Raw genomic sequence first — 25,174 nt, forward strand, 5'->3', positions numbered from 1 at the left:
TAGGAACAGCATGCTACAGACTCGCAATGTATATATTTTGCTGTTTTCATTGTATTGGGCGCAGGGCTTACCCGTTGGGTTTATGACTCATGCCTTACCTGTCATTTTAAGAGCACAGGGTGTGTCACTGGCACAGATTGGGGGCTTTGGACTGCTGATGTTGCCGTGGTCGATCAAAGTGTTTTGGGCACCAGTCTTAGATCGTTTTGGGATCACCCGTTTCGGCCACTATCGTAGTTGGATTATTCCATTGCAGTTTCTTACGGTGCTGGTGCTGATCGGACTATCTTTCCTCCCGATTGATGGATTAAATCAACCTATTTATTTATGGGCTTTCTTTGTGGGCCTCCTGAGTATGAATTTGCTAGGGGCAACGCAAGATATTGCAACCGATGGATTGGCGGTCAATATTTTAAAAGGGGAACAACAGCACTGGGGCAATACCTTTCAGGTGATTGGATCGCGTCTTGGTTTTATTGTCGGTGGTGGGGCAATCTTGTGGGCATTAGATTGGCTGAGTTGGCAGAGCACTTTTTTGATGCTGGCTGCAATGGTCTTTATAAACACGCTGCCGATTTTAATTTATCCAGAGCCAAAGCATCGAGCTGTTTCAGAAGCTCAGACCACATCTTTCAATCTCCAACAGATCAAAAACTATTTGGCTTATTTTGTCCAGAGTCCTTTGCTTGCAGCATGGTTGGCCGTGCTGTTGAGCTTTAAAATTGCTGATGGTTTAGCAGGGCCACTTTTGAAGCCTTTAATGGTCGATTTGGGTCTGAGTTTTTCTCAGATAGGGCTTTATGTCACCATGCTAGGTGCATGTTCCGCCTTAATAGGTGCAGGACTTGCGGGCTATAGTTTGAAGTTGATTCGCCGTGCCACGGCTTTATTGCTGTATTCGGTGCTTAAAATATTTAGTCTGGCGGCTTATACATGGTTAGCCTTTCAATATGAAAGCCAGCACAGTATTCAGCCGTGGCTGATTTATCTGATCAATGCCTTTGAAGATATGACTTCATCGATGCTGTTGGTGGTCATGCTCACCCTAGTGATGCACTACAGTCGTAAACATCTGGCAGGTACGGACTTTACTTTTCAAGTGGCGCTGATGGCCACTGTCAGTGGTGGTTTGTATAGTGTGAGCGGTCTATTGGGAGATTGGCTCGGCTATTTTAATTATCTGTGTATGATTGTAGTCATTGCTATGTTGAGCCTGTGGTTTATTTTCAAATGGCGTGGCATTGCGATGCATCCAGACCTTTCATAATTCATTCATAAATAAATCATAAAAAGTGCTAAATAGTGATGTAAATAATTAAAAAATATAACTAAATAATTTTTTAATTGTTCTGTCATATATGTCTGAACAGTAATATTTGTAACAAATTTACCGTAGGATATTTTGATAATGAAAACACAAATTGCAGCCGCAATCGCTTTAAGTTTAGTGGCAGGGGTAACATTCGCAGCACCAACTTTTTATGGTGAAATTGATGTCACGGCCGATTATTTACCTGAAGACAATGCTTCGCCAAATAAAGACCGCGATGTGGTCGAGCTGAATTCTAACAACTCCTTTTTGGGGTTAAAGGGCGAAGAGAAGCTGACAGATCGCTTAAATGCACTATACCAAGCTGAATTTACCTTCTATGTAGACAATGGTGGTAGCACGGATACTTTCGTTCCGCGTAATTTACTCGTTGGCTTACAAGACCAGAAACTTGGCACATTGAAAGTCGGTAAAATTGATACCCCTGTTAAACAACTGTCTTCAGTGGTAGATACCTTTAATAACTATGTGGCCAACAAAGCCGATGTGGCGGGGATTTTCACGGGTGAAAACCGAGTCGATAACGTGCTGGTCTATGAAACACCTGCTTGGGGAGTGGGCACAGGTAAACTGAAAGCTGCAGCACTGTTAGCCACTGGTGAAGCAGGGGGGATTGAAAAATCCAAAGGTGGAGCAAAAGTTGCAGGGCGTGGTCTGGGAGATGCATGGTCAGCATCAGTAGTCTATGACAGTAAAAAGTTTGTTGCAGGTATTGGTTATGATAAGGCCATTCCATCAACCTTTGCAGGACGTGGCACTTTGAATGCGTCAGCGCCTGAAGTGACTGGCGGGGTGGCAGGCAGTGCTTTTGCAGCAGCAGATACCTTACGCGCGATTGGTCGAGTAAATCTGAATAATGGTTTAGCGCTGAAAGCCTTATATCAAACTTCTGAAGTGGCGGATGTACAAGGCAATGATCCTGCCGCGGCTGCCATAGACGATGCACAAGGCTGGTTGGTTGGGGCTGAATATAACTTACCGACTGCCAAAGCTTGGACAGTGAAAGCGCAATACAGTCAAAACTCAACCAGCTTTAAAACATCTAAAGATGACTTCGATGCGCAGCAGTTTATTGCAGGTGCTGATTATGCTTTTACCAAGCAAGTTAAAGCTTATGGTTACGTAGGGATTTTGACGCTTGAACAAGCATCATTTGAAACCAAACAACCTGTAGTAGGTACGGGGATCGAGTACAAATTTTAATGTTTAAGTGCTAGAAAGGGCAAAGTCTCTAAAGATTAATGCGAATCAGTTATGGAGTTTTATAGAAACTCCTTAACTTTTTGTCGTTCACGATGGAATCTTCGTATTTTAAAATTCAATATTTGGAGCTCATCCGTTCTTTTGTTGAGCCAAAAGAACCAAAAACATTTGTCTTCCGCAAAACCTTTTTCTTTTCTGCATTTAAATGATCATTTTGCAAAAACCTTCCTTTTAAATGGACATGCAGGTTGCGGATGACGTTTCCGCGTATCAAATAATATTGGGCGGCTCAAAAAGGGCATCTGATTGCTTAACTGATCGGTATGACTTTATATATTCGGCCACAGCGCCTTTTTTATTTAAGCGAGTTTTAAGTTTAGAAAACTACATTGGGGCATCCGCTCAGCAAGACATGATTTAAAATGTTCAATTTGCAGTCTATTTTTAAAGAAGTTTCACTTTCGCGCTTTAACGTATATTTGGCGCTGTGGTTAGCCGTGGTTTTAAACGTGATGTTCTATAAGCAAGTTCAGTTGCTTACACCGTATCACGGTTTCAAAGCTTATGCCTTTATCGGCGCTACCATTTTGGTGGTGTTGGCTTTTTATCATTTGGTTTTTCAGCTGTTACAGTGGCGGCCGATGGCTAAAGGGTTGGCTGCGTTATTGATCATCATTGGTGGAATGAGTGCGTATTTTGTCAACAGTTTAGGCGTTTCGATCACACCAGATCAGATCCAAAACATGATGCAAACTGATGGCAATGAAGTACGCGACTTGTTGTCATGGCGTCTTGTGCTGTGGATTGGGGCGATGGTAGTACTACCTTTAGTGGTTTTGTTTAAGGTCAAAATCCGCCGTGATCCTTTCAAAATCGTGTTATTGCACAAGCTGTTCGGTAGTGCAGTTTCTATTTTACTGATTGCAGGCATGTTGTTTATTTTCTTTGTTGATTATGCCGCGATTTTCCGTGAACATCGTGATCTCAAAGGGATGATTTCACCGCAAAATGCGATCAGTTCAACGCTGTCATATTATAAAAAAAATAGACCACAGCAGCATTTACCGTTGGTGACTTATGGTGAAGATGCCCATTTGGTGAAGCAAGTTGGACAGCAAAATTTGCCGAAATTGATGGTTTTAGTGGTCGGTGAAACGGCACGTGCAGAAAGTTTTTCTTTAAATGGCTATGCGAAAAAGACTAACCCTGAGCTGGAAAAACTCAATGTCATCAACTTTAATCAAGTCAGTTCTTGCGGGACAGCCACTGCGGTTTCTGTACCTTGTATGTTTTCAGGTATGCCTCGTGAAAACTACGATGCACAGTTAGCGCACCACCGTGAAGGTTTATTAGATCTTGCACAGCGTGCTGGTTACAAAGTGACATGGATTGACAATAACTCTGGCTGCAAAGGTGTTTGTGATCGGGTTGAGCAGTATAAAATTCCTGAACCGATACAGAAAAAATGGTGTTCAGCCGATGGTGAATGTACCGATGAAATTTTGGTGGATAGCTTAAAAGCCTATATGACCGGTATTGCGGCTGATGATAAAACGCCACGTTTAATTGTGTTACACCAAATGGGCAGTCATGGACCAGCTTACTATAAACGCTCAACGCCTAAGTTTCAGCCCTTCCAACCGATGTGTGAAACCAACGCCATTCAAGCCTGCACATCTGAACAGCTGAAAAATAGTTATGACAACTCCATTGTTTATACCGACCATGTATTGAGTCAACTGATTGGTGTATTAAAGCAAAACTCAAACTTTGAAACCGGTTTTTGGTATTTATCTGACCATGGTGAGTCGACTGGTGAGCACGGGCTGTATTTACATGGTTCACCTTATGCTATTGCACCAAGCCAACAGACCCACGTACCGATGCTGATGTGGTTTTCAGAAACATGGCAAAAGCAGAATCCGCAACAAATCACTTGCTTAGGGCAACAAAAAAGCCAAGAATTAAGCCAAGATCATTTGTTCCCAAGCTTACTGAGTTTACTTGGGGTAAAAAGTACGGTGATTGATTCAAAAAATAATATGTTAGAACACTGTACCGCGACCAAAGCGAGCGCTTAGACCATGTCAAAAATATTGATTATTGAAGATGATTTTATGATTGCTGAGTCCACACAAACGCTGCTGCGTTATCAGCAGTTTGATGTGGTGTGGGTCAATAATGGTTTTGATGGTTTAAAGCAATTACAACAATATTCATTTGATGTGGTGTTGCTGGATTTGGGCCTACCGATGATGGATGGGATGCAGGTTCTAAAAAATATCCGTTCGCTTTATCCGACTTTGCCTGTGTTGATTATTTCGGCACGAGATCAGTTACAAAACCGAGTCGATGGTTTAAACCATGGTGCGGATGATTACTTAATTAAGCCTTATGAGTTTGATGAGTTGCTGGCACGTATTCATGCGCTATTACGCCGTAGTGGCGCGTTAAAACAGCAAAAGCAAAGCCAGACTTTGAGTTATGCAGGTCTAGAGTTAGATGAAGATTTGCACTTAGCCAAGTACAAAGGGCAGACCATTGATTTATCGAACCGTGAATGGGCCATTTTAATTCCTCTGGTCAGTCATCCCAATAAAATTTTTTCCAAAACTAATTTGGAAGAAAAGCTCTATGATCTTGACTCTGAAATTAACAGCAATACCATTGAAGTTTATATTCACCATTTGCGCGCCAAGCTTGGCAAAGACTTTATCCGTACCATTCGGGGTTTAGGCTATCGTTTGGGGCAGGTTGAAGCATAAAATGGCGAAGTCGACTCCTGTTTCCTTAAAGCGTCAACTGATTACCTATACCTCTTTATTTAGTATTGTGATGGGCTGTTTGTTGGTGATTGCAGCGTATCGCATTGCACTTGAAGAGACCAATGAGATACTCGATGCACAAATGCGTAATTTGGCTGAGCGTGTTGCAGCGCATGATCCCGCTCCCATTAAGAGTGAGTTTGAAGCGGACAGACACTATCACGAAGAAGATTTATTTGTAGATGTCTGGTCGTATGGATTGCCTGAACAACGGCAACATGAGTTTGATTTATTAATACAACCCGTTAAAAAAGCTGGATTTTATACCCATCACACGGCACAGGGCTTATGGAATACCTATGTGCTGCCAACAGAAAAGTACCAAATTCAAGTCAGCCAGCAGCGCAGTGTAAGACAAAAGCTGGCTTTAGAGCTGGCGGCCAATATGTTGATTCCATATTTACTGTTTATGCCTTTGGCTTTATGGGGGCTGAGTTGGATTATTGGACGTAGCCTAAAGCCCTTGGATGAGTTTAAAGCGGAACTTGCACAGCGTGAACCATATGAACTGAGTGAGATTCGGCCAGATGGTTATCCTTTGGAAATTCTTCCGACCATCAATGAAATGAACCGTTTATTTGAACGAATTTCGTTGTCGCAACAAGAACAAAAGCAATTCATTGCCGACGCAGCACATGAGCTCAGAACCCCAATTACAGCACTGAATTTGCAAATGAAAATTTTGCTGCATGAATTTCCAGAACACCAAGCATTAAAAAACCTAAGTTTAGGCTTAATTCGGACTCAACATTTGGTATCACAATTGCTCAATTTGGCAAAGCAGGATGCTTCCGTACCAAGTTTAGAACCTACACAAAGATTAGGATTAAGTGATGTGGCGGTTGAATGTATGGAGCAACTGATGGAGCTAGCGCTGGCCAAAAATATTGACTTGGGCTTGGAACAGCATGAATCACTTTGGATAGAAACTCAAAGTTCAGCCTTACATTCCATTGTTTATAATCTCTTGGATAATGCGATTAAATATACGCCTGAACAGGGCGTGATTAATGTCTCCATTTATCAGCAAGATCAGCAAGCGATTGTTCAAATTGAAGACAGTGGGCCGGGCATTGCACCAGAACTTTATGATCATATTTTAAAGCGTTTCTATCGCGTACATCATCATCTGGAAGTCGGCAGTGGACTGGGCTTATCCATTGTCGATAAAGCCGCAGAAAAAATTGGCGCCAAACTGCACTTTGGACAAAGTAAAGGATTGGGCGGCTTACAGGTTCAAGTGATCTTTAAGCTATAGTTTCAGCTTGATTTGGGCTGGACGGTGTAAACTGCTTATAACACAGCGCATAGGCCAGTACATTGACCAGCCAAATCACCCATGCCGTCCATAAATTGTGACTGAGGAAATGTGCGCCCCGCATCATTTGTGCCCAACCCATGACAAAGCCTAAAATCAGGGCAGCAAGCAAATAAAACCACGCGCGTTTGGGTTCATTTAGACGGTATACGAAATATCCCACAAAGAGCGCAAAACCTGTCGCAGCATGTCCTCCAGGGAAACAATGTCCTGCGCTGGCGGATAAGTCCCAAAAGAAATCATGTGCTGTGGCTAGAGTCATGTCCCATGGGCAGGCATGTGCGGATTGTGATTTTAAAATTCCAATGAGGCTGGTACTGATGAGGACTAAGCCAATGAAATAGCCATTTTGCCAACGCTGGGGTTTTAACGCAGCCCATTTATACGAAGCGAGCCATTTCAGCAAATAAATTACATACACCGCGATGATGATGTCTTTAACATAACGGTGATTCAGTTCTGCTAAGGCCCAGTCGCGCTTTAGTGGAAAATGGCCAGTTTGATCCATAAAGGGGTGAATCAGTTGTAAGTCGATGGTGCCCGCCACAGGGAAGAGCAGCCACAATACGGCAAAACCCAGCGTCAAAATAAAAAACTGAAGGATGAAAAAACGTTGCTGATCCGACACAAGTGAGGCCATGTTATGAAAATAAGCACTATTCCAACAGCGTCAGCTTAAACGAGGCTTAACATAAACGCTGTTTCATCTGCTTTAGCATGATCTGTGCTTTGGTTATCGCTTTAAGGCGAATACAAAGTGTCGGTTCAGTGTTACATTTGCTCTCAAATACATGAGGTTTAAACATGTCGATACGTGCTGTTCTATTTGATTTGGATAATACCTTGACGCATCGTGGGCGAAGTGTTGCGGCTTTTAGTCAAGGCCTTGCCGACACGTATCAAAGCCAGCTTAACTGCGTTGATGTGGAGCAGATTGAGTCGATTGTGAATCGGATTGATAATGGTGGTTATCCCTTAAAAGAGTATTTAACTCATCCCAGCATCGGTGCTTCAGTGGCTTATGCGTTGCTACAGGAGTTAAACTGGCAAATGCCTCCGCATTTAGAAGAATTAAGCAATTTTTGGTTTGAACAGTTTGGTCGCAGTGCTGTGGCGATGCCTAGGGCTGAACAAACATTAATCCGTCTAAAGCAAGCAGGGTATAAACTCGCCATTATTTCAAATGGCGGTCATGCCACACGGCTGTCTATATTAAATGGCTTGGGCTTTCAGCATTATTTTGATGTGATCAATAGCTCTGGATTGTTTGGCCAAGCCAAACCCGAAGTTGATATTTTTATTGACACCGCACAGCAACTGGCTGTTGAGGTGGAGCAGTGCTTATTTATAGGTGATCATCCTATCAATGATGTACAAGGTGCACAGCAGGCAGGAATGCAAGCACTGTGGTTATCAGGCTTTCATGTTCCTTCAGTACAGATGTCTGCACCGAGTATCACTGTATTGTCCGAGATTTTTGATTATTTAGAGCGCTAAAAGCCTCTTATCATGTTCAATACGAATAAAAAAAGCGGCCCATGTGAGCCGCATTAAAGTGGAAATGTGTTTAGAACATACTGTCATCTGAGTTGGCAGAGATTTTATGAATAGATAAATCTGCACCGCGAAATTCATCTTCTTGACTTAAACGGATGCCCATCGTGGCTTTTAAAGCGCCATAGACCACCAATCCACCAATAACAGCTATACCTATTGCTAAGAGCGTACCAATCAGCTGTGACATCATCGCAACACCGCCCAAACCACCAAGCCATTTTTGACCAAAGATCCCGACTGCAAGCCCACCAAAGGCACCACATACGCCGTGCAAAGGCCATACACCGAGCACATCATCGACTTTCAGCTTGTTTTGGGTGTAGGTGAAAAGTTTGACAAAAATCAGTCCAGCAATAGCGCCAATCACCAATGCCCCAATCGGATGTACGACATCCGAACCTGCGCAAATGGCAACGAGACCCGCTAAAGGGCCATTGTGTAAGAAGCCTGGGTCATTTTTTCCTGCGAAGTTGGCTGCCAAGGTTCCGCCAACCATGGCCATAAGTGAGTTAATCGCGACCAGTCCTGAAATTGCATCTAAACGCTGTGCACTCATTACGTTAAAGCCAAACCAACCCACGATTAAAATCCATGAACCTAAAGCCAAGAATGGAATAGATGAAGGAGGATGCGCACTGACACGACCATCTTTTTTGTAGCGACCATCACGTGCACCGAGTAGAACCACCGCAGCCAGAGCTATCCAGCCTCCCATAGCATGTACCACCACTGAACCGGCAAAGTCATGGAAACTTGCACCGAAAGTGTCTTGTAGCCACTGCTGTAAACCAAAGTTGCCATTCCATACGATTCCTTCAAAAAAAGGATAAACCAAGGCCACCAATAACACGGTGGCAATCGCTTGTGAGCGCATTTTGGCACGCTCGGCAATACCGCCTGAAATAATGGCTGGAATTGCGGCCGCAAAAGTGAGCAGGAAGAAACAGCGCATTAGGTTATAACCATGATCCGCTGCTAAGGTATCTCCGATATGGAAAAAATGATGTCCATAGGAAATGTAATAACCAACAAAGAAGTAAGCGATTGCGGAAAGTGAAAAGTCCGTTAAAATTTTACTTAAAGCATTGACTTGGTTTTTATGACGAACTGTCCCTAGTTCTAAAAAAGCAAAGCCCGCATGCATGGCAAGGACTAAAACCGCACCAAGAAGAAGAAAAAGTAAGTCAATATTTTGCATGTTTAGGTTCCATTTGAGTGCAAAATTTTGCAAAAAGAAACTCAGTATACTGATGCCTGTAATTTCGTGAAGATCTCAACAAAAAGGAAATATTGATTAAGTTTTGCTTAAAAATAACAAGACTCGATATAAAGCAAAAGTGTGCACCATGATGGTGTTTGTGCATTGCAGTGGTGCATGGGTTAAAATATGAGTTAATATTAAGTTTATGAATATATTATATTTATCTAAGTTTCTTTATTTTAAATATACAGGTGTATATTTTATCTCTTGAGATAAATCTAAAAAGTAGCAATGCAAAAAATGATAAAAAAATTCGGTCAGCAGCTATTTTTATTTAGGTCTCCGTTGCTTTGTTCTCTTTTGGAACGCTCATACCATGAAATGTGCGTGCTGATTGTGCATCAGTGAAAGTTTTTAAACATCATTGTATTTTCTCATTCTTATTTTAATTTATCACAGATAAAAGGTGAATAATCACATAACTACATGTAATTAATTGTAATTATTGTCATATATGATCAGGCCTATTTTATCGATTTACATCTAAAACAAGACAAAATAGCAGAGCAGCACTGGCTTTTTACCTTAAAGTCATGATTACAGTGTTTGCACAAAAAACAAAGACAAGTAGGCAGAAATGGTATTTTAGGTTTTGCTGTCTGAGCGTGATTTCTTAGAGGATATGGGACGTTTTAAACCGATATTTTTTGATGGATTATGATGAATAAAAAAGTAATAGCAACATTGTTTGGTCTCCCATGTGTAGTGGCTTGGGCCAGTAGTGACATAACTTCGGATTGGGGTTATCAAGCACAAACAGCACCGCAGTATTGGAGCCAGCTCAATAGCAAATACCAAACTTGTGCGGGGCATAATCAATCGCCCATTAATATTGAGCATGTGATTTCAGCAGACCTTGCGGCACTTGATTTTGATTATAAAACTGCGGAAACAAGTATCGTGAAGCTTCCTCATACTTTACAAGCCAATTTTCATCAAGGCAGTTATTTAAGTTTAGAGGGAGAACGATTTCAATTATTACAAATGCATTTACATAGCCCTTCTGAAAATACGATTCACGGCAAAAGTTTTCCGATGGAATTACATTTAGTCCATGCTTCTGAAAAAGGCGAGCTGGCTGTGATTGCGATGATGTATGAACAAGGGAAAAAGAATCAAGCACTTGATGGATTATGGCAGCAGTACAGGCACCCCCAGATAGTACTCAATTTAAACGCAGATCAATTTCTGCCGACACATCGCGAGTACTACCGTTTTAATGGTTCGCTTACGACACCGCCGTGTACTGAAGGTGTACGTTGGGTGGTCTTAAAAGATATTCAGCAGGCATCAGCACAGCAAATCGCAAACTTCGCTGCACTGATGGGGTATCCGAATAACCGTCCTGTTCAAGCCACCAATGCACGCTTGGTTTTAGACTAGAGCGTAAATTAAAAAAGCAGATCGTGTGATCTGCTTTTTTAATTTGGGATAACCCGTCTGTGCTAGTGCAAGATCTTGTCTAAGAACTGTTGAGCACGATCGCCACGTTTGGTGTTAAAGAAATCATCTTTGCTACAGTCTTCGACAATTTTACCTTGATCCATAAACAACACACGGTTGGCCACTTGGCGGGCAAAGCCCATTTCATGGGTGACACACATCATGGTCATGCCTTCATGTGCCAACTCGACCATCACATCAAGAACTTCATTAATCATTTCAGGGTCAAGTGCCGATGTCGGCTCATCAAACAACATAGCAATAGGATCCATGCTTAAGGCACGGGCAATTGCGACACGTTGTTGTTGTCCACCTGAAAGTTGTGCTGGAAATTTATGTGCATGTGCACTCAGCCCAACCCGTTCTAAATAGCCTAAGCCTTTCTTTTTCGCTTCAGCTTCAGAGCGTCCCAATACTTTAATTTGGGCAATGGTTAAATTTTCAGTAATGCTTAAGTGTGGAAACAACTCGAAATGCTGAAACACCATGCCTACGCGACTGCGTAATTTGGTCAAATCTGTTTTAGGGTCTTTGATGGGAATTCCATCGACTGTGATTTGACCTTGTTGGAAAGCTTCTAGTCCATTCACTGTTTTAATCAGGGTCGATTTACCTGAGCCTGATGGGCCACAGACCACCACCACTTCACCTTGGCAAATTTGTGTGGTGCAATCGGTTAATACTTGAAAATCGCCATACCATTTACTGACATTTTGGAGGTCAATCATTACTTTTTGGTCGCTCATACGCTTAACCTCCTTTGTAATCGTTTTACTGCATATGTGGCTAGCATACTGATGGTGAAATACACCAAGCCAGCAAATAAAATATATTGTGTTAATAGAGACATCAAATCGCCCCGCACGTAGTTTGTACGGAAGAAGTCGAGTAGACCGATGGCGTACACCATGGTCGAGTCTTGGAACAAGATGATGGTTTGTTGTAATAGTAACGGCGTCATTTTACGAAAAGCTTGTGGTAAAATAATCAAGCGCATGGATTGACCATAGGTCATGCCCAGTGCATAAGCTGCTGCAGACTGACCTTTAGGGATCGACTGAATCCCTGCACGTACAATTTCAGAGAAATAAGCCGCTTCAAAAAGCATGAACGCCACAATACTTGAGACCAAAGCGGTATCGATGGTCAGGTAATTTCCAGTGATGGTGGTGTAAATAAAAGGTACAGCAAAGTAGAACCACATCAAGACCAACAGTAGCGGAATTGAGCGGAATAAATTGACATAGCTTTGTGCAATTAAATTTAAGATGCGAAATGAAGACAAACGCATCAGCGCCAATAACGTACCAATAAAAATACCGCCAATGGTGGCAATGATGACCACTTTTAACGTGATACTTAGGCCATGCCATAGGGCAGGTGCAGATAACTGCAAATCATGGGTAAATGCGGTGAGCCATTCCATTATTTAGCTCCTGCAATTAAACCTGGGACACGTAAGCGTTTTTCAAGTAGCGTCATTAAGGTAATTAAGCACACATTAATAACGATGAAAATAATCGTGACATAGGTATAGATTTCGATAGTGTTTTGCGTATATTCGCTGATGGTTTTCATCTGAGAAATAATCTCGGAGACCCCAACTAAAGAGGCCACAGAAGTATTTTTGACGCAGTTGGTCAGCTCTGAACTCAGAGGCGGCAAAATCGTACGGAAGGACTGCGGTAAAATGACATAGCGGTATAGCTGTGCGGTACTAAAGCCCATGGCATAACCTGCATTGACCTGTCCAGTAGGTAAAGCTTCAATACCTGTGCGAACTTGTTCGCAGACACGTGCTGCGGTAAACAGTCCAAGACCGATACTGGCTGAAATCAGCGCTGTTGTTCCTGCACTTAAATCATTAATCCACCATGACTTAATCGGACCAGGTAAGAAATTCGGCACCACATAGAACCAAATAAATAATTGGATTAGTAGCGGTACATTACGAAAAATGGTGACGTAGCCAGTGCCGATAGCACGTGCGGTTTTATTGGGAAGCGTGCGCATAATGCCGAGAATACTTCCGAGCACCATTGCAATGCTCCAAGCCACAATGGCAATAACAACCAGCCAGCCTAAACCAATTAAAATCCAACTGAGATAGGTGCTATCTCCGACGCCTGTGGATTGCCAAAGGACGCCCCAGTTCCAGGTATAATTCATGACAATCCCCTAAAATAGGTCAGGCAAAGAAACTTTGCCTGAGTGAACATTAATCTTTCCTTTATCGTTTACTGATCACGGTCATGTGGGTTTGCAATTAAGGCTTTAAGTTGGTCTGACATAGCAAAATTCAGGTTAATGTTTTTCGGTGGAATTGGCTGTTCAAACCATTTGTTGTACATCTTGTTAATTTCACCTGAGCTATAAGTGGCTTTAATTGCATCATCAACCACTTGCTTAAAGCCAGTATCGCCTTTACGTAACATACAGCCATAAACTTCTTGAATTGGTGCTGTACCGACAATGTGCCACTTGTTTGGATCTTTGGCTTTTGATTTTTCTCCAGCAAGTAAAATGTCATCCATCATAAACGCAGCAGCACGACCGCTTTGGAGCATCAAGAATGATTCAGCATGGTCTTTGGCAGAAATCACTTCACCAATACCGAGTTCTTTTTCATGCTGACGGATATAGCGTTCAGAGGTTGTTCCTGCTGTCGTTACTAATTTTTTGCCTTTTAAGTCAGCAAAGTCCTTCACACCTGAATCGGTTGCAGTAAGTAAACGTGAACCCACTTCAAAGAAGCCCACAGAAAAATCAACTTGTTGCTGGCGTTCTTTGTTGTTTGTAGTTGAACCACATTCAAGATCGACTGTGCCATTTGAAACCAATGGAATACGGTTTTGGCTGGTGACTAAGTTATAGCGAACTTTCAAATCAGGCATATTCAGCTTTTGTTTAACAGCCTCAACCACTTTGAGCTGTAAATCATGTGCATAACCGACAGGTTGATTTGGGTTGTCTGCGATATAGGAGAATGGAATAGAGGAGTCACGGTAACCTAAAACAATGGTTCCTGATTTTTTAATCTTATCTAAAGTGCCTGACTGTGAAGCATCTGCGCCAGTGCTAGCTGCATCCGTTGCAGGTGCTTTGTTGTCGCTACATGCACTGAGGCTCAGCGCAAGTGCACTTGCACAAAATAGGGCAGAAAGATTACGTTGCATGGTCATGTACAAACTCCTTTTGTTTGCAGCATCAATTGCATTGTTTTTATCAAAAACGTCAGAATTGGGTTAAAGCTTTATTCTGTGCAAAAGATGTTCTTTTTATGGTATTTTTTTACAGCTTAGTCTGCATCTTAATCGAGATTGCTTTTGCTGCTCAAGAGGGATTTTTAATATTTTGTTAATAATGCTTTAAATAAGTGCATCGCTATATTCCTCTGATATTAAAAAGAAAATTATGCATAATGCGTGCCATTTCAAGTTTTCTAATTCATTTTATTAGGCTAATGTCTAATGCCACAGGGTTGGCTATGCGTTTCGCTATGGATGCATGACAGAATGGATTTTGTTCGTGTAGAACATGCTAAAACGGCAATAGCAAAGAAAAGTGCTTTATTTTGAAGATGATCCATTTTATGACGCAGTATATAAAGGTCAGTTAAATTTGAGTTGCTGTCCTACGTTTTCCGCAGAGGAATAAAAAATAAAAGCGACTGTACGTTATGAACAAATGACGGGGCACAATCGCAAGGGGAGGAGATGAGCAGGCGTGTATGAAGAAGTGCTTAGTGCACAAACATATCCATATATTCACGGATTTCAGAAATAGCCGTTTCAATATCTGTCGTCAGCCATGTTGGTTCAAACAGCCCAATATAGTGATCTAAACGGTCTTGAGGTACAACTAAACGCACAGGACATTCTTCTTCCAGTAAGCGCCAAGGAATGATGGGTGTTTCATTGTCTAAAAAGGCTTGCACATTTCGAATATCAATAATCATGGCATTGACACATTCAGGAAAAGGCATCACTGAAAACTCTTCAGTACGACGGCGGAAAAACTCCAGATCGCCCCACTTTAGAATATAACTAGGCTTAGAAAATTCAATAATACCAATAAGATGTTGGTCTCGCGTGTAGTGCAAATGACATTGGTGCGTAACATCAGTGTCTAAATCAAGCGTTACACTTTGTTGACGATATGCCATAAAGTCCAAAAACAGCTAAAACAAGGTGCATAATTATAGCGCAAATTCAGTTGAAGAGCGCTGTTCGCTAGACTCTTTTTGTCCATGCCTAGGTGAAATACTTTTTATATGACTTTTAACACTGAATTGACAGATGAATGAGTATTTTTAAAACCCTAAAAAATAATAACTTAACTTAAAATAAAGAGCTTGTTTACTATCTCACTATGCTTTGAAACACAATGCTACACAAGCAGTTGTTAGTATAAAAATTCGACAACTTGATAATAGAAAATTGAGGGGGAGCTATGACACATGATTTCAATAAACCGCCCCATGTACAAACGCCAGAGGAGCGGCAAAAGAAAAAACGCGTGCCTGTGTATATGTTGGCATTGGTCGGAATTTTCTTAATCGCATTATTACTTTATATGTTTGCAGATACCAAGCCAAATCCGACTGAGGCGCCTCCAGGACATCCGAATCCGAGCGCAGAGCCTGCAACACCGAATAACAGTACCACTGCAACAGCAGCTGACGAAGCGGTAGCCACCGATAGCAATACGGCGACTGCAACTGACCGCTAAATGTAACTAAAGCCCTTGTATTGTACAGGGGTTTTTTCTTTAGCAGTCATCAAAAAGGTATTCCATTTCTCATTCATACCTCATGGCAGGCAATCACTTCAAAACTAAAATCTGTATTTGAGCAAAGGTCGCTGTGAGGTAGACATAACAAGAGGGAGAACAAAATGAATGATTATGTAGGGCATCAGGGTCGATTTGATGCGATGTATTATTGGGACCAGTTTCACCCGATCCTGTCCGCAATCGCCATCCTGATCATTGGTTGGATTATTGCATTATTGATTGCAGGTGCTGTGAAAAAGGTTTTAACCAAACTTGGGACCAACCAAAAACTTTCCAGTGCTACCGGCCATCGCTCAAATATTGAAAATATTATCTCTCGAGTTGTGTTTTGGCTCATCTTGATCATTGCGGTGATTGGCGCACTCAATGTCCTCAATCTCACCAGTGTAAGTGGGCCATTTAGTAATATGGTTCAACAGTTCTTGTTGTTTATTCCGCAACTGCTGGCTGCTGTTGCTGTGGGCTTTATTGGCTGGATTGTGGCAAATTTGGTCAAAGTGGGATTACAAAAAGGATTGGATCGCACTCAGTTAGATGAAAAACTCAGTCAGGATGTTGGAGTCAGTACCCTGAGTCAAAACATCAGTGAAATCGTTTATTGGCTGATTTTATTACTATTCTTACCCATCGTTTTGTCGATACTCGGTCTGACAGGGCTGCTCTTTCCGATCCAAAATATGGTCAATGAAGCCGTACTGTATCTGCCAAATATCTTTATTGCGGGTGTAATTGTTTTTGCTGGCTATATTCTGGCAAAAATTGTACGGGGCATTATTGAGGGTTTATTGAGAAGCCTAGATGTACAAAAACAGGTTGAAAAAGTAGGACTGTTTAAAAACTCAGATTTGGCTAAAGTGCTCGGATCTTTTGTTTTTGCAATCGTCATTATCACAGCGCTGATTATTGCGTTTGAAGCTTTAGGCATTGATGCAATTTCTCAACCTGCGACGGCCATGTTGTATGAAATCATGAATGCGATTCCGCACATCATTGCGGCGGCATTGATTTTAATCTTGGCCTATGTGGTGTCACGTTTTGTCGCAAGCCTTGTGGTTGAAGTCTTGTCGGGAACAGGTGTAGATGACATTCCAAGCAAAGTTGGCTTGCAACGTTTCTTAGGAAACACCAAAGCGTCTTGCGTCGTGGGTTATTTCATTGTGTTCTTTACCATGTTATTTGCGTTCTCTGAAGCAGCAAATCGACTCGGCTTTGAACAGATCAGTGGTTTGATTGCGATGTTTATCCAGTTTGGTGCAAACATCCTATTGGGTGCAGTCATTTTGGGTGTGGGCTTCTGGTTGGCGAACTTGGTTGCACAGGTGATTGAGCGTGGTGAATACAACAGTTCTCGTTGGGTGGCGAACATTGTTCGTGTCTTGATCATTGGCTTAGTGTTGGCGATGGGCTTGCGTGCAATGGGTATCGCAGATTCCATTGTGAATTTGGCCTTTGGCTTAACGCTTGGTGCGGTTGCTATTGCTTTTGCACTGGCTTTTGGTCTAGGCGGGCGTCAACCTGCGGAACGGGTTTTGACCGATTTGTTAGATAAAGCCAAAAAAGAAGGTACGCAACCGAATCCACTTTATCAGGCCAAAGCTGAAAGCACACAATCAGCACAAGGCAAAGAAGAGCATGCCTCACTGAAAGAGCAAATGGATACACCAACGGTTGCAGAGGAATATCAACATGCAGATGATATTCCAACTACAGCAGAGGTTGATCCTGCGCATAAACCTTTAAATAAACCTTTTGGTTCAACGGGTGAAGCTGAACAAGATATTGACGTTCACCCCAAAGATCCAGACTAAATTAATCACACTAAACACCGACCGCTGATGGCGGTTGGTGTTTTTTATTGGAGTAAACTGATGTCAAAAAAAGCCCCAAATAAATATTTTGCCCCAATCATCATTGCGGGTATTACGGTTGGATTTTTTGTGAGTGCTTATAAATTTGTCTTTGCAAAACCAAAGATCAGTGAGACAACGCAGACCAATGCTGAAAGAATACCGACTGCGGCAACTGAAGGCCATGATGCGGATGAATCTGATGAAAAATAATACAAAAGTCTATAGTGTGGAATGAAATTTAATTTGGTATGTTTAATGCATATGGAATATGGATATTTCATAAATTAGAAATACTTAAATGCCTATACTTTTGTGATAGTTGCATGGGTATTTCACAATTTATTTTTATAAATTGCAGTTTAAAAAGGAAAAAAACAGATGATGCAAATATTAAAAAAAACTTTGATGGCGAAACGTTCAGTGATCCAGCCGAGCCATGTCCATATTGCCATTGCGAAAATGGACTTAGCACTTGCCCGTCAGCAGAAGCAAAAGCAGTACGTACTGCTACGCACGGACTATTTGGAATAATTTATAGCTTAAGTACATGGCTTAGACATATTCTGATGCGGCATGTGCAGATGACCATGCCCATTGGAAGTTAAATCCGCCCAAATGTCCTGTAACATCCAGTATTTCACCGACAAAGTACAAGCCTTTTTGCTTTTTACTTTCCATGGTTTTCGAGGACACTTCAGTGGTGTCTACACCACCTAAAGTGACCTCAGCAGTGCGGTAGCCTTCGGTTCCTGATGGTTTGACTTCAAATGCATGTAAGCGCGTTGCAATGTGCTCCAGTTTTTCATCCGACAGTTGCCCAATCGCTGTTTCAGCCAGTTCAGGCCAAATGAGGTTTTGCAGTTCAAGCACCACACTTTTCGGGAAATGTTCACCCAGTAAAGTGCGCAGTAGGGCTTTGGGTTGACTGTGCTTCTTGACTTTTAAGTGGTCTTGCAAATCCACACTTGGCAAGAAGTCAATTTTGAAGCTTTGTCCTACATCCCAATAATTCGACAGTTGTAGCGAGCTTGGCCCACTGAGTCCACGATGGGTAAATAAAAGGGCCTCAGTGAAAGCGTTTAAGTCATTTGATAAAGTCGCATCGACCGCGTTGCCACTTAAGCGTGTGGTCACTTCTTTAAAGCTATCTGAAAAGGTAAAAGGCACCAAACCTGCGCGAGTTGGATATACATGGTGACCAAATTGCTTTGCAATTTCATAGCCAATGCCTGAACCGCCTAAGGTCGGAATAGATAAACCACCCGACGCAATGACCACAGATTCGGCTTCAAAATACCCTAGTGTCGTGGCAATTTGAAAACCTTGCTCATCGAGTGCGGTAATTGCTTTTACTTCACAGTTGGTTTTAATGTCGACCAAACCTGTTTTTTCACACTCGCTCAATAGCATGGCTAAAATTTCTTTGGCACCTTTTAGGGTGAACAGCTGACCGTGTTTACGCTCTTCATATTCAATACCATACTCACAAACCATCCCAATAAAGTCCCAATTGGTATAGCGAGTAAGGGCTGAAATCACAAAGTGTGGATTATGTGAAATAAAGTTGCTTGGCTCGACATACAGATTGGTAAAGTTACATTTACCGCCACCTGACATGAGAATTTTTTTGCCGACTTTATTGGCTTTTTCTACCACCACCACTTTACGTCCGCGTTGAGCTGCCATATAGGCTGTCATTAAGCCAGATGCACCTGCACCTAAAACTAAGACATCATATTGATTTGTGGACATGACACACTCACGGGAGAATAAAGCAGGGCATTATAGACCATCTTTTTTGCTTTTTCAGGACTATCTAAAGTGTGGCTAAACGAGCTTGTAGCCCACCTGAATGAATCACCAAAATACGATGATCTAGGGGAAATGTACCTTGTTGAATTAAATCGGTTAAGCCCAACAGCATTTTGCCTGTGTAAATTTGTTCCAGTGGAATGTCATATTGCTGCTCAAAAGCACGGATAAATTGTAAGAGTTCAGGCGTAGTTTTGGCATAACCGCCACAACAATATTGATCGGTGATTTGCCAATTCCGTTTTTCAGTCAGTTGCTGTAGTTCTCGACTCAAAAAATCACCTTTGAGCGCGGAGAAGCCCAAAACGTACTGCTGTGGATGACTGGCTTCAATCAGACCCGCAATGGTGCCACCCGTCCCTACAGCACAACAAATCAGATCGAAATTTTCTCGATCCGCATCAGAGAGAATTTCTGTGCAGCCTTGAATGGCAAGGGGATTGGTTCCCCCTTCGGGAATCACATAATACTCAGGATAATCTTGTTGTAACTGTGCTAAGTAGGTTGAGCTTTGCTTTTGCCGATAGGCTTCTCGCGTTACAAACTGCAACTGCATGCCGAATTGCTGTGCTGTATTTAAGGTTGTATTTAAAGATTTACTGGCTAGTTCTTCGCCCCGAATAATGCCTAGACTCTCAAAACCAAATAACTGCGCTGCATAGGCCGTCGCGGCAATATGATTGGAATAGGCACCGCCAAAAGTCAGCAGTTTTTTATAGCCTTGTTGCTGCGCCGCCAACAGATTGTATTTCAGTTTAAAAAATTTATTGCCTGAAATATGCGGATGGACCAAGTCTAAACGTTTGATGCTGATATTGATCCCGCCAACACTGATGTGCTGATAGGGAATGGACTGCGCAATCTGTTCAAACATAGGACTTTTATCAATCAGGTTGAGTGCTTAGTGTAAGTGAAAAAGGGCATTTTTTTCACAGGATTAATCCTTTGCTGCATGCGTATCGACCGAGCTAATCACGGACATGCCCGGGCGTAAATTTTCAATGCCCGTTTGATTCGGATCAATTGCAATCCGTACAGCAATACGTTGTACCACTTTGGTAAAGTTACCTGTCGCATTATCAGCTTTAAGCACACTGAACTCTGAGCCCGCCGCTGGGGAAATTTGCTCGACATGGCCTGTAAATTTCTGATGATTGAGGGCATCCACCGTGAACCATGCTTTTTGTCCAATTTTCATGTTGGCAATTTGAGTTTCTTTAAAGTTAGCCGTGACCCAAGTTTGCTGCGGAATCAGATAGAGCAACTGTGTGCCTGCGGCCACATATTGTCCCACGCGTGGGTTCACTTCACCCAGTTGTCCATCCATCGGGGCGATAATGCTGCTGTAGTTTTTGGTGGTTTTGGCTTGATCCAGTTGTGCAGTGGCATTGGTTACTTGCGCTTTGAGTCCTGTTTCAGCCACTTGTGCGGTTTTGAGCGCTTCTTTTGCCACCAAGACATTGGCCTGTGCTTGTTGCATTAAGGCTAAATTATTTTGTGTGTCAGCAAAGGCTTTGTCTTGTTCCGATTTAGACGCTGCGCCAGAGTCTCCTAACTGTTGATAGCGCTGCTGTTGTGCCAATGACAGTTGGTACGCTGCTCGAGCCTGTTCGACCTTGGCTTCTGCCGCCACAATATCGGCTTTACGCTGTGCAATACTTTGGCTTTGATTGGATAGTGCATTCTGCGCTTGATCCACGCCTGCTTCAGCCTGTGTGACTTTTTGGTCATAAGTGGTGGCATCAATATGCATTAACACCTGTCCTTTTTTGACGTGATCAAAATCACTGACCAACACATCTTTGACATAGCCATTAATTTGCGAAGAAAGCACCGTGGTTTTACCTTTGACATAGCTGTTGTCAGTGGACTCAACTGCACTGTCAAATGGTCCAATTTTCCATGCCCATAAAATGATTCCGATACCGATAATAAGTATTAAAAACATCAAGATCAGTGTACGTTTCGCTGTTGGAATCAGTTTACTCGAAGGCGGCGTAATCGATGTTGCTGCTGCCACGGGCTGCTCAGGCTGAGAGGCATTTTCAGACGTTGCGGTCGTTTCAGCGGGAGTTATTGGTTTTTGATCTTCAGACATAACAATTTCTCAATAAATAGGGAGCAATGGCATTAGGCAGGACCGATTTTCGCTTGTTGCCGCAGTTGATATTGATTTCGTGCAATCAGGAATGTCCCCCACAGCAACAGCAGCATGGTTACGACGCCATTGAAACTAATCACATCGTTATAGGCACGGACTTGAGCTTCGCGGGTTACCACTTGATTTAGATTTCTTAAGGCTTGTTGTTGCTCTAACTGCTGATCGAGTGTGTAAGTATGCGAACTTTGTTGATACGCCAAAAGACGCTGCGCAATCAATGGATTGGTTTCGGGGAGTTGTTGAATCATCTCAGCACGGTAGTTTTGGGTTCGGACTTGTTGATAGGTGGAGTAAAACGATGAACCCACTAAGCCGCCAAAAGTTTGGGTCGCTGAAAATAAAACAATGAACGTGACAATATGGGTGGGGCCTTTTTGCATGGCGCTTAAGATACCCGTGATCAAGAGTGGGCCAATAAACACACCACTGGCAAAGCCCACCAAAAACTGACTGCCGTAGAAGTTGGAAGGGCGAATATCGCTGGTGAGATGAAAATCCAACCCGCAAGCAATCAACACCAAAGCTTCGGCTAACAGTAGGTGCCAAATAATCCGTTCACGTGAAAAAGTAATCGCACTAAATAAGGTACCAGACACGATGCCTAAAAAGATCACCACATAGAGCGGGACAAATTGATCGGGGCCCATGCCCATAGTTTTTAAGAAATTGACTGCGGCATAGCTTTGCTCGGACATTAAGAAGCGAATTGCAAAGGCACCGATGATAAAACGAAGCGTGGATGATGTCCCCAGCCAACGCGTCATAATCAATGGATTGACCCGATAATGCTCATAAACCAAGCCAATCACAATCAGGCTGAACCCTGCAATGAGTAAATAGGCCAACCACTTCACTTCAAACCACCACAAGATAGGCCCTTGGGTCAGCACAATACACAAAAAAGCAAAACCGGGCGCAAGCAGGGCGAAGGTGAAAAAGTCCTGTTTTTCAAAAACAGCAATTCTTAAACTGCGGGGCAACTTAAGCGACACCACCATGGCGAAACAGCACAGGGCTAAACCAATTTCAAAGGTATACAGGACATTCCAGTTATTGACGTCAATAAGATAGGGAGAAATGATCCATGCCAAGGGAATACCAAGCTGCTGAAAGCCTAAAGCCAAATAGATACTGCGACCAAAATTTTCCCGCTTAAAGGCCTGCATAATGTAATACATGCCTAAGGAGCTGAGAGGTGCCGCAACCATGCCGCTAATGAAACGCACCAGTACGGCCATTTCAAAGGTATGTACAAAGACGTGTAAAACCAAAACCGCAATAAAAATCAGTAGGCCAATTTCAGAAAATAGACGTAGACCGTATTGCTGACGGGCTTTAAACAGAATCAGGTTCGCACTGACATTGGCCATCACATAAGCTGCGGGGATCCATGCTACCTCAGAGGGTGTTAGTCCATATTCACCCTGAATTAAGGGTAAATTTGCGGTAATAAAACCGTTACTGAGACTGGCAGACAGTGCGACAAACAAACCAATAAAAAAATATATGAAGCGCTTAGGCGTGGAGTGCGCGATCACGGCAGGAGAGCCAGGCAGGGTTGGTTTTTCTTCGGCTGTCCAGTTTGGCGCAGGTTCGAGTAAACGCGGTGGCTGTGTCATGAGTGGTGACCTTTTATGCCCGAATACCATTGAGTAAGAGCTCAATCGCACGTTGTGCAAGTTGTTGTTGCTCTATATCGGTCAGCCCTTGGAATGAAGTCCTTAAAATGGCCGTAATCATGGCGTAATCTTGAGTGGTCAAATCGGGGCGGCATACGCCGTGTCGAATGGCTTGATCAATCAGCGGTTGTAAAATCGCATCGCGACGTGCGTAGATATCAACCATGACGGGATCATTCCGCTCAATCACCCGCCAATATTCCATCAGTGCAGTTAAATACGGCAAGTTATAGACATGGTTTTCAATTAAACGAATAAAACCATCTTCATATTGAGAAAACGCTTCAGCACGAACTGCAAGACGTTCCAAAGCTTGCTCCATGAGTGCAATCACTAAGGCACGACGGTCATCAAAATTACGATAAAACGTCGCCCGTCCGACATTGGCTGCGTCAATCACCTGTTGTAAGGGCGCATTTATCCCGTGTGTACGAAAAACCTGAACTGCGGCTTCCAGCAATTCCTCGCGGTTTTGTGCAGCGCGCTGTTGCCGACTGGTCATGGTGATTATTTCATTTAATTGGGGAGTGCTATTATTTAACGGACAAAAGTGTCCGTTGTAAATATTCAATCCTGTAAGATTTTGTAAATCAGTTTGTCTTTTTCTAATTTAATCTAATTTCGATAAGAAATAGGCGACTCGGAAACGTTATCTACAACCTGCATGGTGTAAATAAGATAATGTTTTATTCGCTATATTTGAATAAATCCAAGGAATGAACAGGTTTTGCAGATGACAATGGTTTTACCTAAACAAAAGTAGGACGAGCCGCAGGCTGATGAAGAAATTGAATAAAACAAGATAAGACTCCGCCAAGATAGTTTTTTCAATACGTCGGATAAATATTTAAATCGAATTTTGGTTAACTTAAATCATTTATCTTATTGTTTTATCTATGAATGATTGATATTTATTTTATAAAGAAAATTCGCATAGAACCATCATGTAGATGGATAAGAGTTGTAACAAAGTCGATAGGATTGGAAAAATAAAAGTGCTATGCTGAAAGAACAATAATGATAAATGAGGGGATATGATGAAAACTTTATCTACCCTAGTATTGGTTTTATTGCTCACTCAACTGACCGCGTGTGATGCAAAAAAGGATTTGAATCAGCCTAGAACTGAGGCTCGTACCATGATTATTGGTGGTGTTCCTGTGCATGATCGTGACTATAAACTACCATCACAAGAAATGGCTTTTAATCAGAAAACGCCTACACAGGCTGATACGTACTAATAGGTGAAAATAGGGAGGCATATTGTCAGTACATGGTGGTGCAAGGTGCGATGTGCAGTATAAAAGATGCATTGTGCTACGTCAGATTTGTAAAAATGTGAAGCAGACGTCTTACTTCCTGCAAACGTTTGTTGAATTAAAGCCTTACAAACGTATAAAAGGCCTTGTACTCGCCCAATATGCCCAAACTGTTATGGCTCAAATTGGCTAGATCAGTTCGATTTGCCAATTTGAAGCTTGAATCTCTAAGTTATTTTGCCTGAGTTGCTGGCTAATTGCATCGGCTTGTTTTTGCAAGTCTGCAACCGTAATGGTTTTAACCCAGCGAATTTCACTCGAACTATAACGACCATTTTCACGTCGTGAGCTGTCGATGGCCTGTTGAATAATACGATGCTGTTGTGTGAGCAAATCACGTGTGTTTAAAACACTGAGCATGGATTGACCCGTGCTGGTTTTAGCTTGAGCATTGGTCGCATGAATTCTTTCAATCAGATGATGTAACTCTGTATTTACACTAAAGGCCTCACCAATCAGCGCATTGGGGTCTTCACTCAGTTCATCGCCTTCTTGGATTAGCACATTATTGTTGATGCGTTGTTGTAAAGAGGTGAGTTTGGTTTGTAAATCACTACGCAATAAAAGTGCTTCTGCTAGTTTCATAGATTTGTTTTTAAAGTTTTAGATGAATCTTATGCTG

At 42.3% G+C, this 25,174-nt stretch carries 25 protein-coding genes; 12 read left to right on the forward strand and 13 right to left on the reverse strand.

Annotation, left to right across the window (positions count from 1 at the left end; all coding sequences use genetic code 11):
- Positions 1 to 10 precede the first annotated feature (10 nt).
- From GVX98_RS11490 to GVX98_RS11510, 5 genes are all read left to right on the forward strand, one after another.
- On the forward strand, positions 11 to 1,267 hold the full coding sequence (locus GVX98_RS11490) for an MFS transporter (RefSeq protein WP_159128140.1): 1,257 nt from the start codon (positions 11 to 13) through the stop codon (positions 1,265 to 1,267).
- Between the two features lie 141 nt (positions 1,268 to 1,408).
- Positions 1,409 to 2,533 carry a porin gene (locus GVX98_RS11495; protein ID WP_159128141.1) on the forward strand — a complete coding sequence of 375 codons (1,125 nt, stop codon included), beginning with the start codon at positions 1,409 to 1,411 and terminating at the stop codon, positions 2,531 to 2,533.
- Between the two features lie 422 nt (positions 2,534 to 2,955).
- The gene (locus GVX98_RS11500) at positions 2,956 to 4,614 is read left to right on the forward strand and encodes a phosphoethanolamine transferase (RefSeq protein ID WP_159128142.1); all 1,659 of its coding nucleotides are present in this window, start codon (positions 2,956 to 2,958) and stop codon (positions 4,612 to 4,614) included.
- A gap of 3 nt (positions 4,615 to 4,617) precedes the next feature.
- On the forward strand, positions 4,618 to 5,298 hold the full coding sequence (locus GVX98_RS11505; protein ID WP_159128143.1) for a response regulator transcription factor: 681 nt from the start codon (positions 4,618 to 4,620) through the stop codon (positions 5,296 to 5,298).
- A gap of 1 nt (position 5,299) precedes the next feature.
- Complete coding sequence (locus tag GVX98_RS11510; RefSeq protein ID WP_159128144.1) at positions 5,300 to 6,616, forward strand: ATP-binding protein; 1,317 nt, start codon at positions 5,300 to 5,302, stop codon at positions 6,614 to 6,616.
- Here the strand turns inward: GVX98_RS11510 and GVX98_RS11515 are convergent.
- On the reverse strand, positions 6,606 to 7,316 hold the full coding sequence (locus tag GVX98_RS11515) for a phosphatase PAP2 family protein (protein ID WP_159128145.1): 711 nt from the start codon (positions 7,314 to 7,316) through the stop codon (positions 6,606 to 6,608). The genes GVX98_RS11510 and GVX98_RS11515 overlap by 11 nt on opposite strands.
- Positions 7,317 to 7,480: 164 nt before the next feature.
- Between GVX98_RS11515 and GVX98_RS11520 the strand changes: the two genes are divergently transcribed.
- Positions 7,481 to 8,173: an HAD family hydrolase gene (locus tag GVX98_RS11520; RefSeq protein WP_159128146.1), complete on the forward strand. Its 693-nt coding sequence runs from the start codon at positions 7,481 to 7,483 to the stop codon at positions 8,171 to 8,173.
- 70 nt (positions 8,174 to 8,243) lie between these two features.
- Here the strand turns inward: GVX98_RS11520 and GVX98_RS11525 are convergent, their stop codons facing one another.
- The gene (locus tag GVX98_RS11525; RefSeq protein WP_159128147.1) at positions 8,244 to 9,431 is read right to left on the reverse strand and encodes an ammonium transporter; all 1,188 of its coding nucleotides are present in this window, start codon (positions 9,429 to 9,431) and stop codon (positions 8,244 to 8,246) included.
- Between the two features lie 723 nt (positions 9,432 to 10,154).
- On the opposite strand from GVX98_RS11525, the gene GVX98_RS11530 reads away from it, so the two are divergent.
- Entirely contained in the window at positions 10,155 to 10,877 is a 723-nt protein-coding gene (locus GVX98_RS11530; protein ID WP_159128707.1) for a carbonic anhydrase, read from the forward strand.
- A 62-nt stretch (positions 10,878 to 10,939) separates the two neighbouring features.
- Here the strand turns inward: GVX98_RS11530 and GVX98_RS11535 are convergent, their stop codons facing one another.
- The 5 genes from GVX98_RS11535 to GVX98_RS11555 all read right to left on the reverse strand — a co-directional run bounded on the left by GVX98_RS11535 (position 10,940) and on the right by GVX98_RS11555 (position 15,102).
- Positions 10,940 to 11,665, reverse strand: coding sequence for an amino acid ABC transporter ATP-binding protein (locus GVX98_RS11535; RefSeq protein WP_010326224.1), 726 nt, complete (start codon positions 11,663 to 11,665; stop codon positions 10,940 to 10,942).
- Between the two features lie 14 nt (positions 11,666 to 11,679).
- Positions 11,680 to 12,363: an ABC transporter permease subunit gene (locus GVX98_RS11540; RefSeq protein ID WP_159128148.1), complete on the reverse strand. Its 684-nt coding sequence runs from the start codon at positions 12,361 to 12,363 to the stop codon at positions 11,680 to 11,682.
- Positions 12,363 to 13,106, reverse strand: coding sequence for an amino acid ABC transporter permease (locus GVX98_RS11545; protein ID WP_004981232.1), 744 nt, complete (start codon positions 13,104 to 13,106; stop codon positions 12,363 to 12,365). The genes GVX98_RS11540 and GVX98_RS11545 overlap by 1 nt, the downstream gene beginning before the upstream one ends.
- 68 nt (positions 13,107 to 13,174) lie before the next feature.
- A complete protein-coding gene (locus GVX98_RS11550) occupies positions 13,175 to 14,119 on the reverse strand; it encodes a transporter substrate-binding domain-containing protein (protein WP_010326225.1) in 945 nt (314 codons plus the stop codon).
- 560 nt (positions 14,120 to 14,679) lie between these two features.
- Positions 14,680 to 15,102 (reverse strand): hypothetical protein, encoded by a 423-nt coding sequence (locus GVX98_RS11555; RefSeq protein WP_004694572.1) that lies wholly within the window; start codon positions 15,100 to 15,102, stop codon positions 14,680 to 14,682.
- Between the two features lie 287 nt (positions 15,103 to 15,389).
- Between GVX98_RS11555 and GVX98_RS11560 the strand changes: the two genes are divergently transcribed.
- The 4 genes from GVX98_RS11560 to GVX98_RS16780 all read left to right on the forward strand — a co-directional run bounded on the left by GVX98_RS11560 (position 15,390) and on the right by GVX98_RS16780 (position 18,112).
- Entirely contained in the window at positions 15,390 to 15,668 is a 279-nt protein-coding gene (locus GVX98_RS11560; protein ID WP_159128149.1) for a hypothetical protein, read from the forward strand.
- A 164-nt stretch (positions 15,669 to 15,832) separates the two neighbouring features.
- Positions 15,833 to 17,539: a mechanosensitive ion channel gene (locus tag GVX98_RS11565; protein WP_159128150.1), complete on the forward strand. Its 1,707-nt coding sequence runs from the start codon at positions 15,833 to 15,835 to the stop codon at positions 17,537 to 17,539.
- Positions 17,540 to 17,599: 60 nt separating this feature from the next.
- Positions 17,600 to 17,791, forward strand: coding sequence for a hypothetical protein (locus GVX98_RS11570; protein ID WP_159128151.1), 192 nt, complete (start codon positions 17,600 to 17,602; stop codon positions 17,789 to 17,791).
- Positions 17,792 to 17,959: 168 nt separating this feature from the next.
- Entirely contained in the window at positions 17,960 to 18,112 is a 153-nt protein-coding gene (locus GVX98_RS16780; protein WP_171503346.1) for a hypothetical protein, read from the forward strand.
- A 21-nt stretch (positions 18,113 to 18,133) separates the two neighbouring features.
- On the opposite strand, the gene GVX98_RS11575 is transcribed toward GVX98_RS16780, so the two are convergent.
- The 5 genes from GVX98_RS11575 to GVX98_RS11595 form a co-directional block, all read right to left on the reverse strand.
- Positions 18,134 to 19,333, reverse strand: a complete 1,200-nt coding sequence (locus GVX98_RS11575; RefSeq protein WP_125280370.1) for an NAD(P)/FAD-dependent oxidoreductase — start codon at positions 19,331 to 19,333, stop codon at positions 18,134 to 18,136.
- Positions 19,334 to 19,397: 64 nt separating this feature from the next.
- Positions 19,398 to 20,267 (reverse strand): 1-aminocyclopropane-1-carboxylate deaminase/D-cysteine desulfhydrase, encoded by an 870-nt coding sequence (locus GVX98_RS11580; protein ID WP_159128152.1) that lies wholly within the window; start codon positions 20,265 to 20,267, stop codon positions 19,398 to 19,400.
- A 63-nt stretch (positions 20,268 to 20,330) separates the two neighbouring features.
- Complete coding sequence (locus tag GVX98_RS11585) at positions 20,331 to 21,491, reverse strand: HlyD family secretion protein (RefSeq protein ID WP_159128153.1); 1,161 nt, start codon at positions 21,489 to 21,491, stop codon at positions 20,331 to 20,333.
- A gap of 32 nt (positions 21,492 to 21,523) precedes the next feature.
- Positions 21,524 to 23,173, reverse strand: coding sequence for an MFS transporter (locus GVX98_RS11590; protein WP_159128154.1), 1,650 nt, complete (start codon positions 23,171 to 23,173; stop codon positions 21,524 to 21,526).
- Positions 23,174 to 23,186: 13 nt separating this feature from the next.
- On the reverse strand, positions 23,187 to 23,735 hold the full coding sequence (locus tag GVX98_RS11595) for a TetR/AcrR family transcriptional regulator (RefSeq protein ID WP_058869137.1): 549 nt from the start codon (positions 23,733 to 23,735) through the stop codon (positions 23,187 to 23,189).
- Between the two features lie 535 nt (positions 23,736 to 24,270).
- On the opposite strand from GVX98_RS11595, the gene GVX98_RS11600 reads away from it, so the two are divergent.
- Complete coding sequence (locus GVX98_RS11600; RefSeq protein WP_004694549.1) at positions 24,271 to 24,474, forward strand: NF038215 family lipoprotein; 204 nt, start codon at positions 24,271 to 24,273, stop codon at positions 24,472 to 24,474.
- Between the two features lie 207 nt (positions 24,475 to 24,681).
- Here the strand turns inward: GVX98_RS11600 and GVX98_RS11605 are convergent, their stop codons facing one another.
- Entirely contained in the window at positions 24,682 to 25,137 is a 456-nt protein-coding gene (locus tag GVX98_RS11605) for a DIP1984 family protein (RefSeq protein WP_159128155.1), read from the reverse strand.
- Between the last annotated feature and the right edge of the window lie 37 nt (positions 25,138 to 25,174).

This window comes from Acinetobacter sp. 8I-beige, from assembly GCF_902505955.1.
GTDB lineage: Bacteria > Pseudomonadota > Gammaproteobacteria > Pseudomonadales > Moraxellaceae > Acinetobacter > Acinetobacter johnsonii.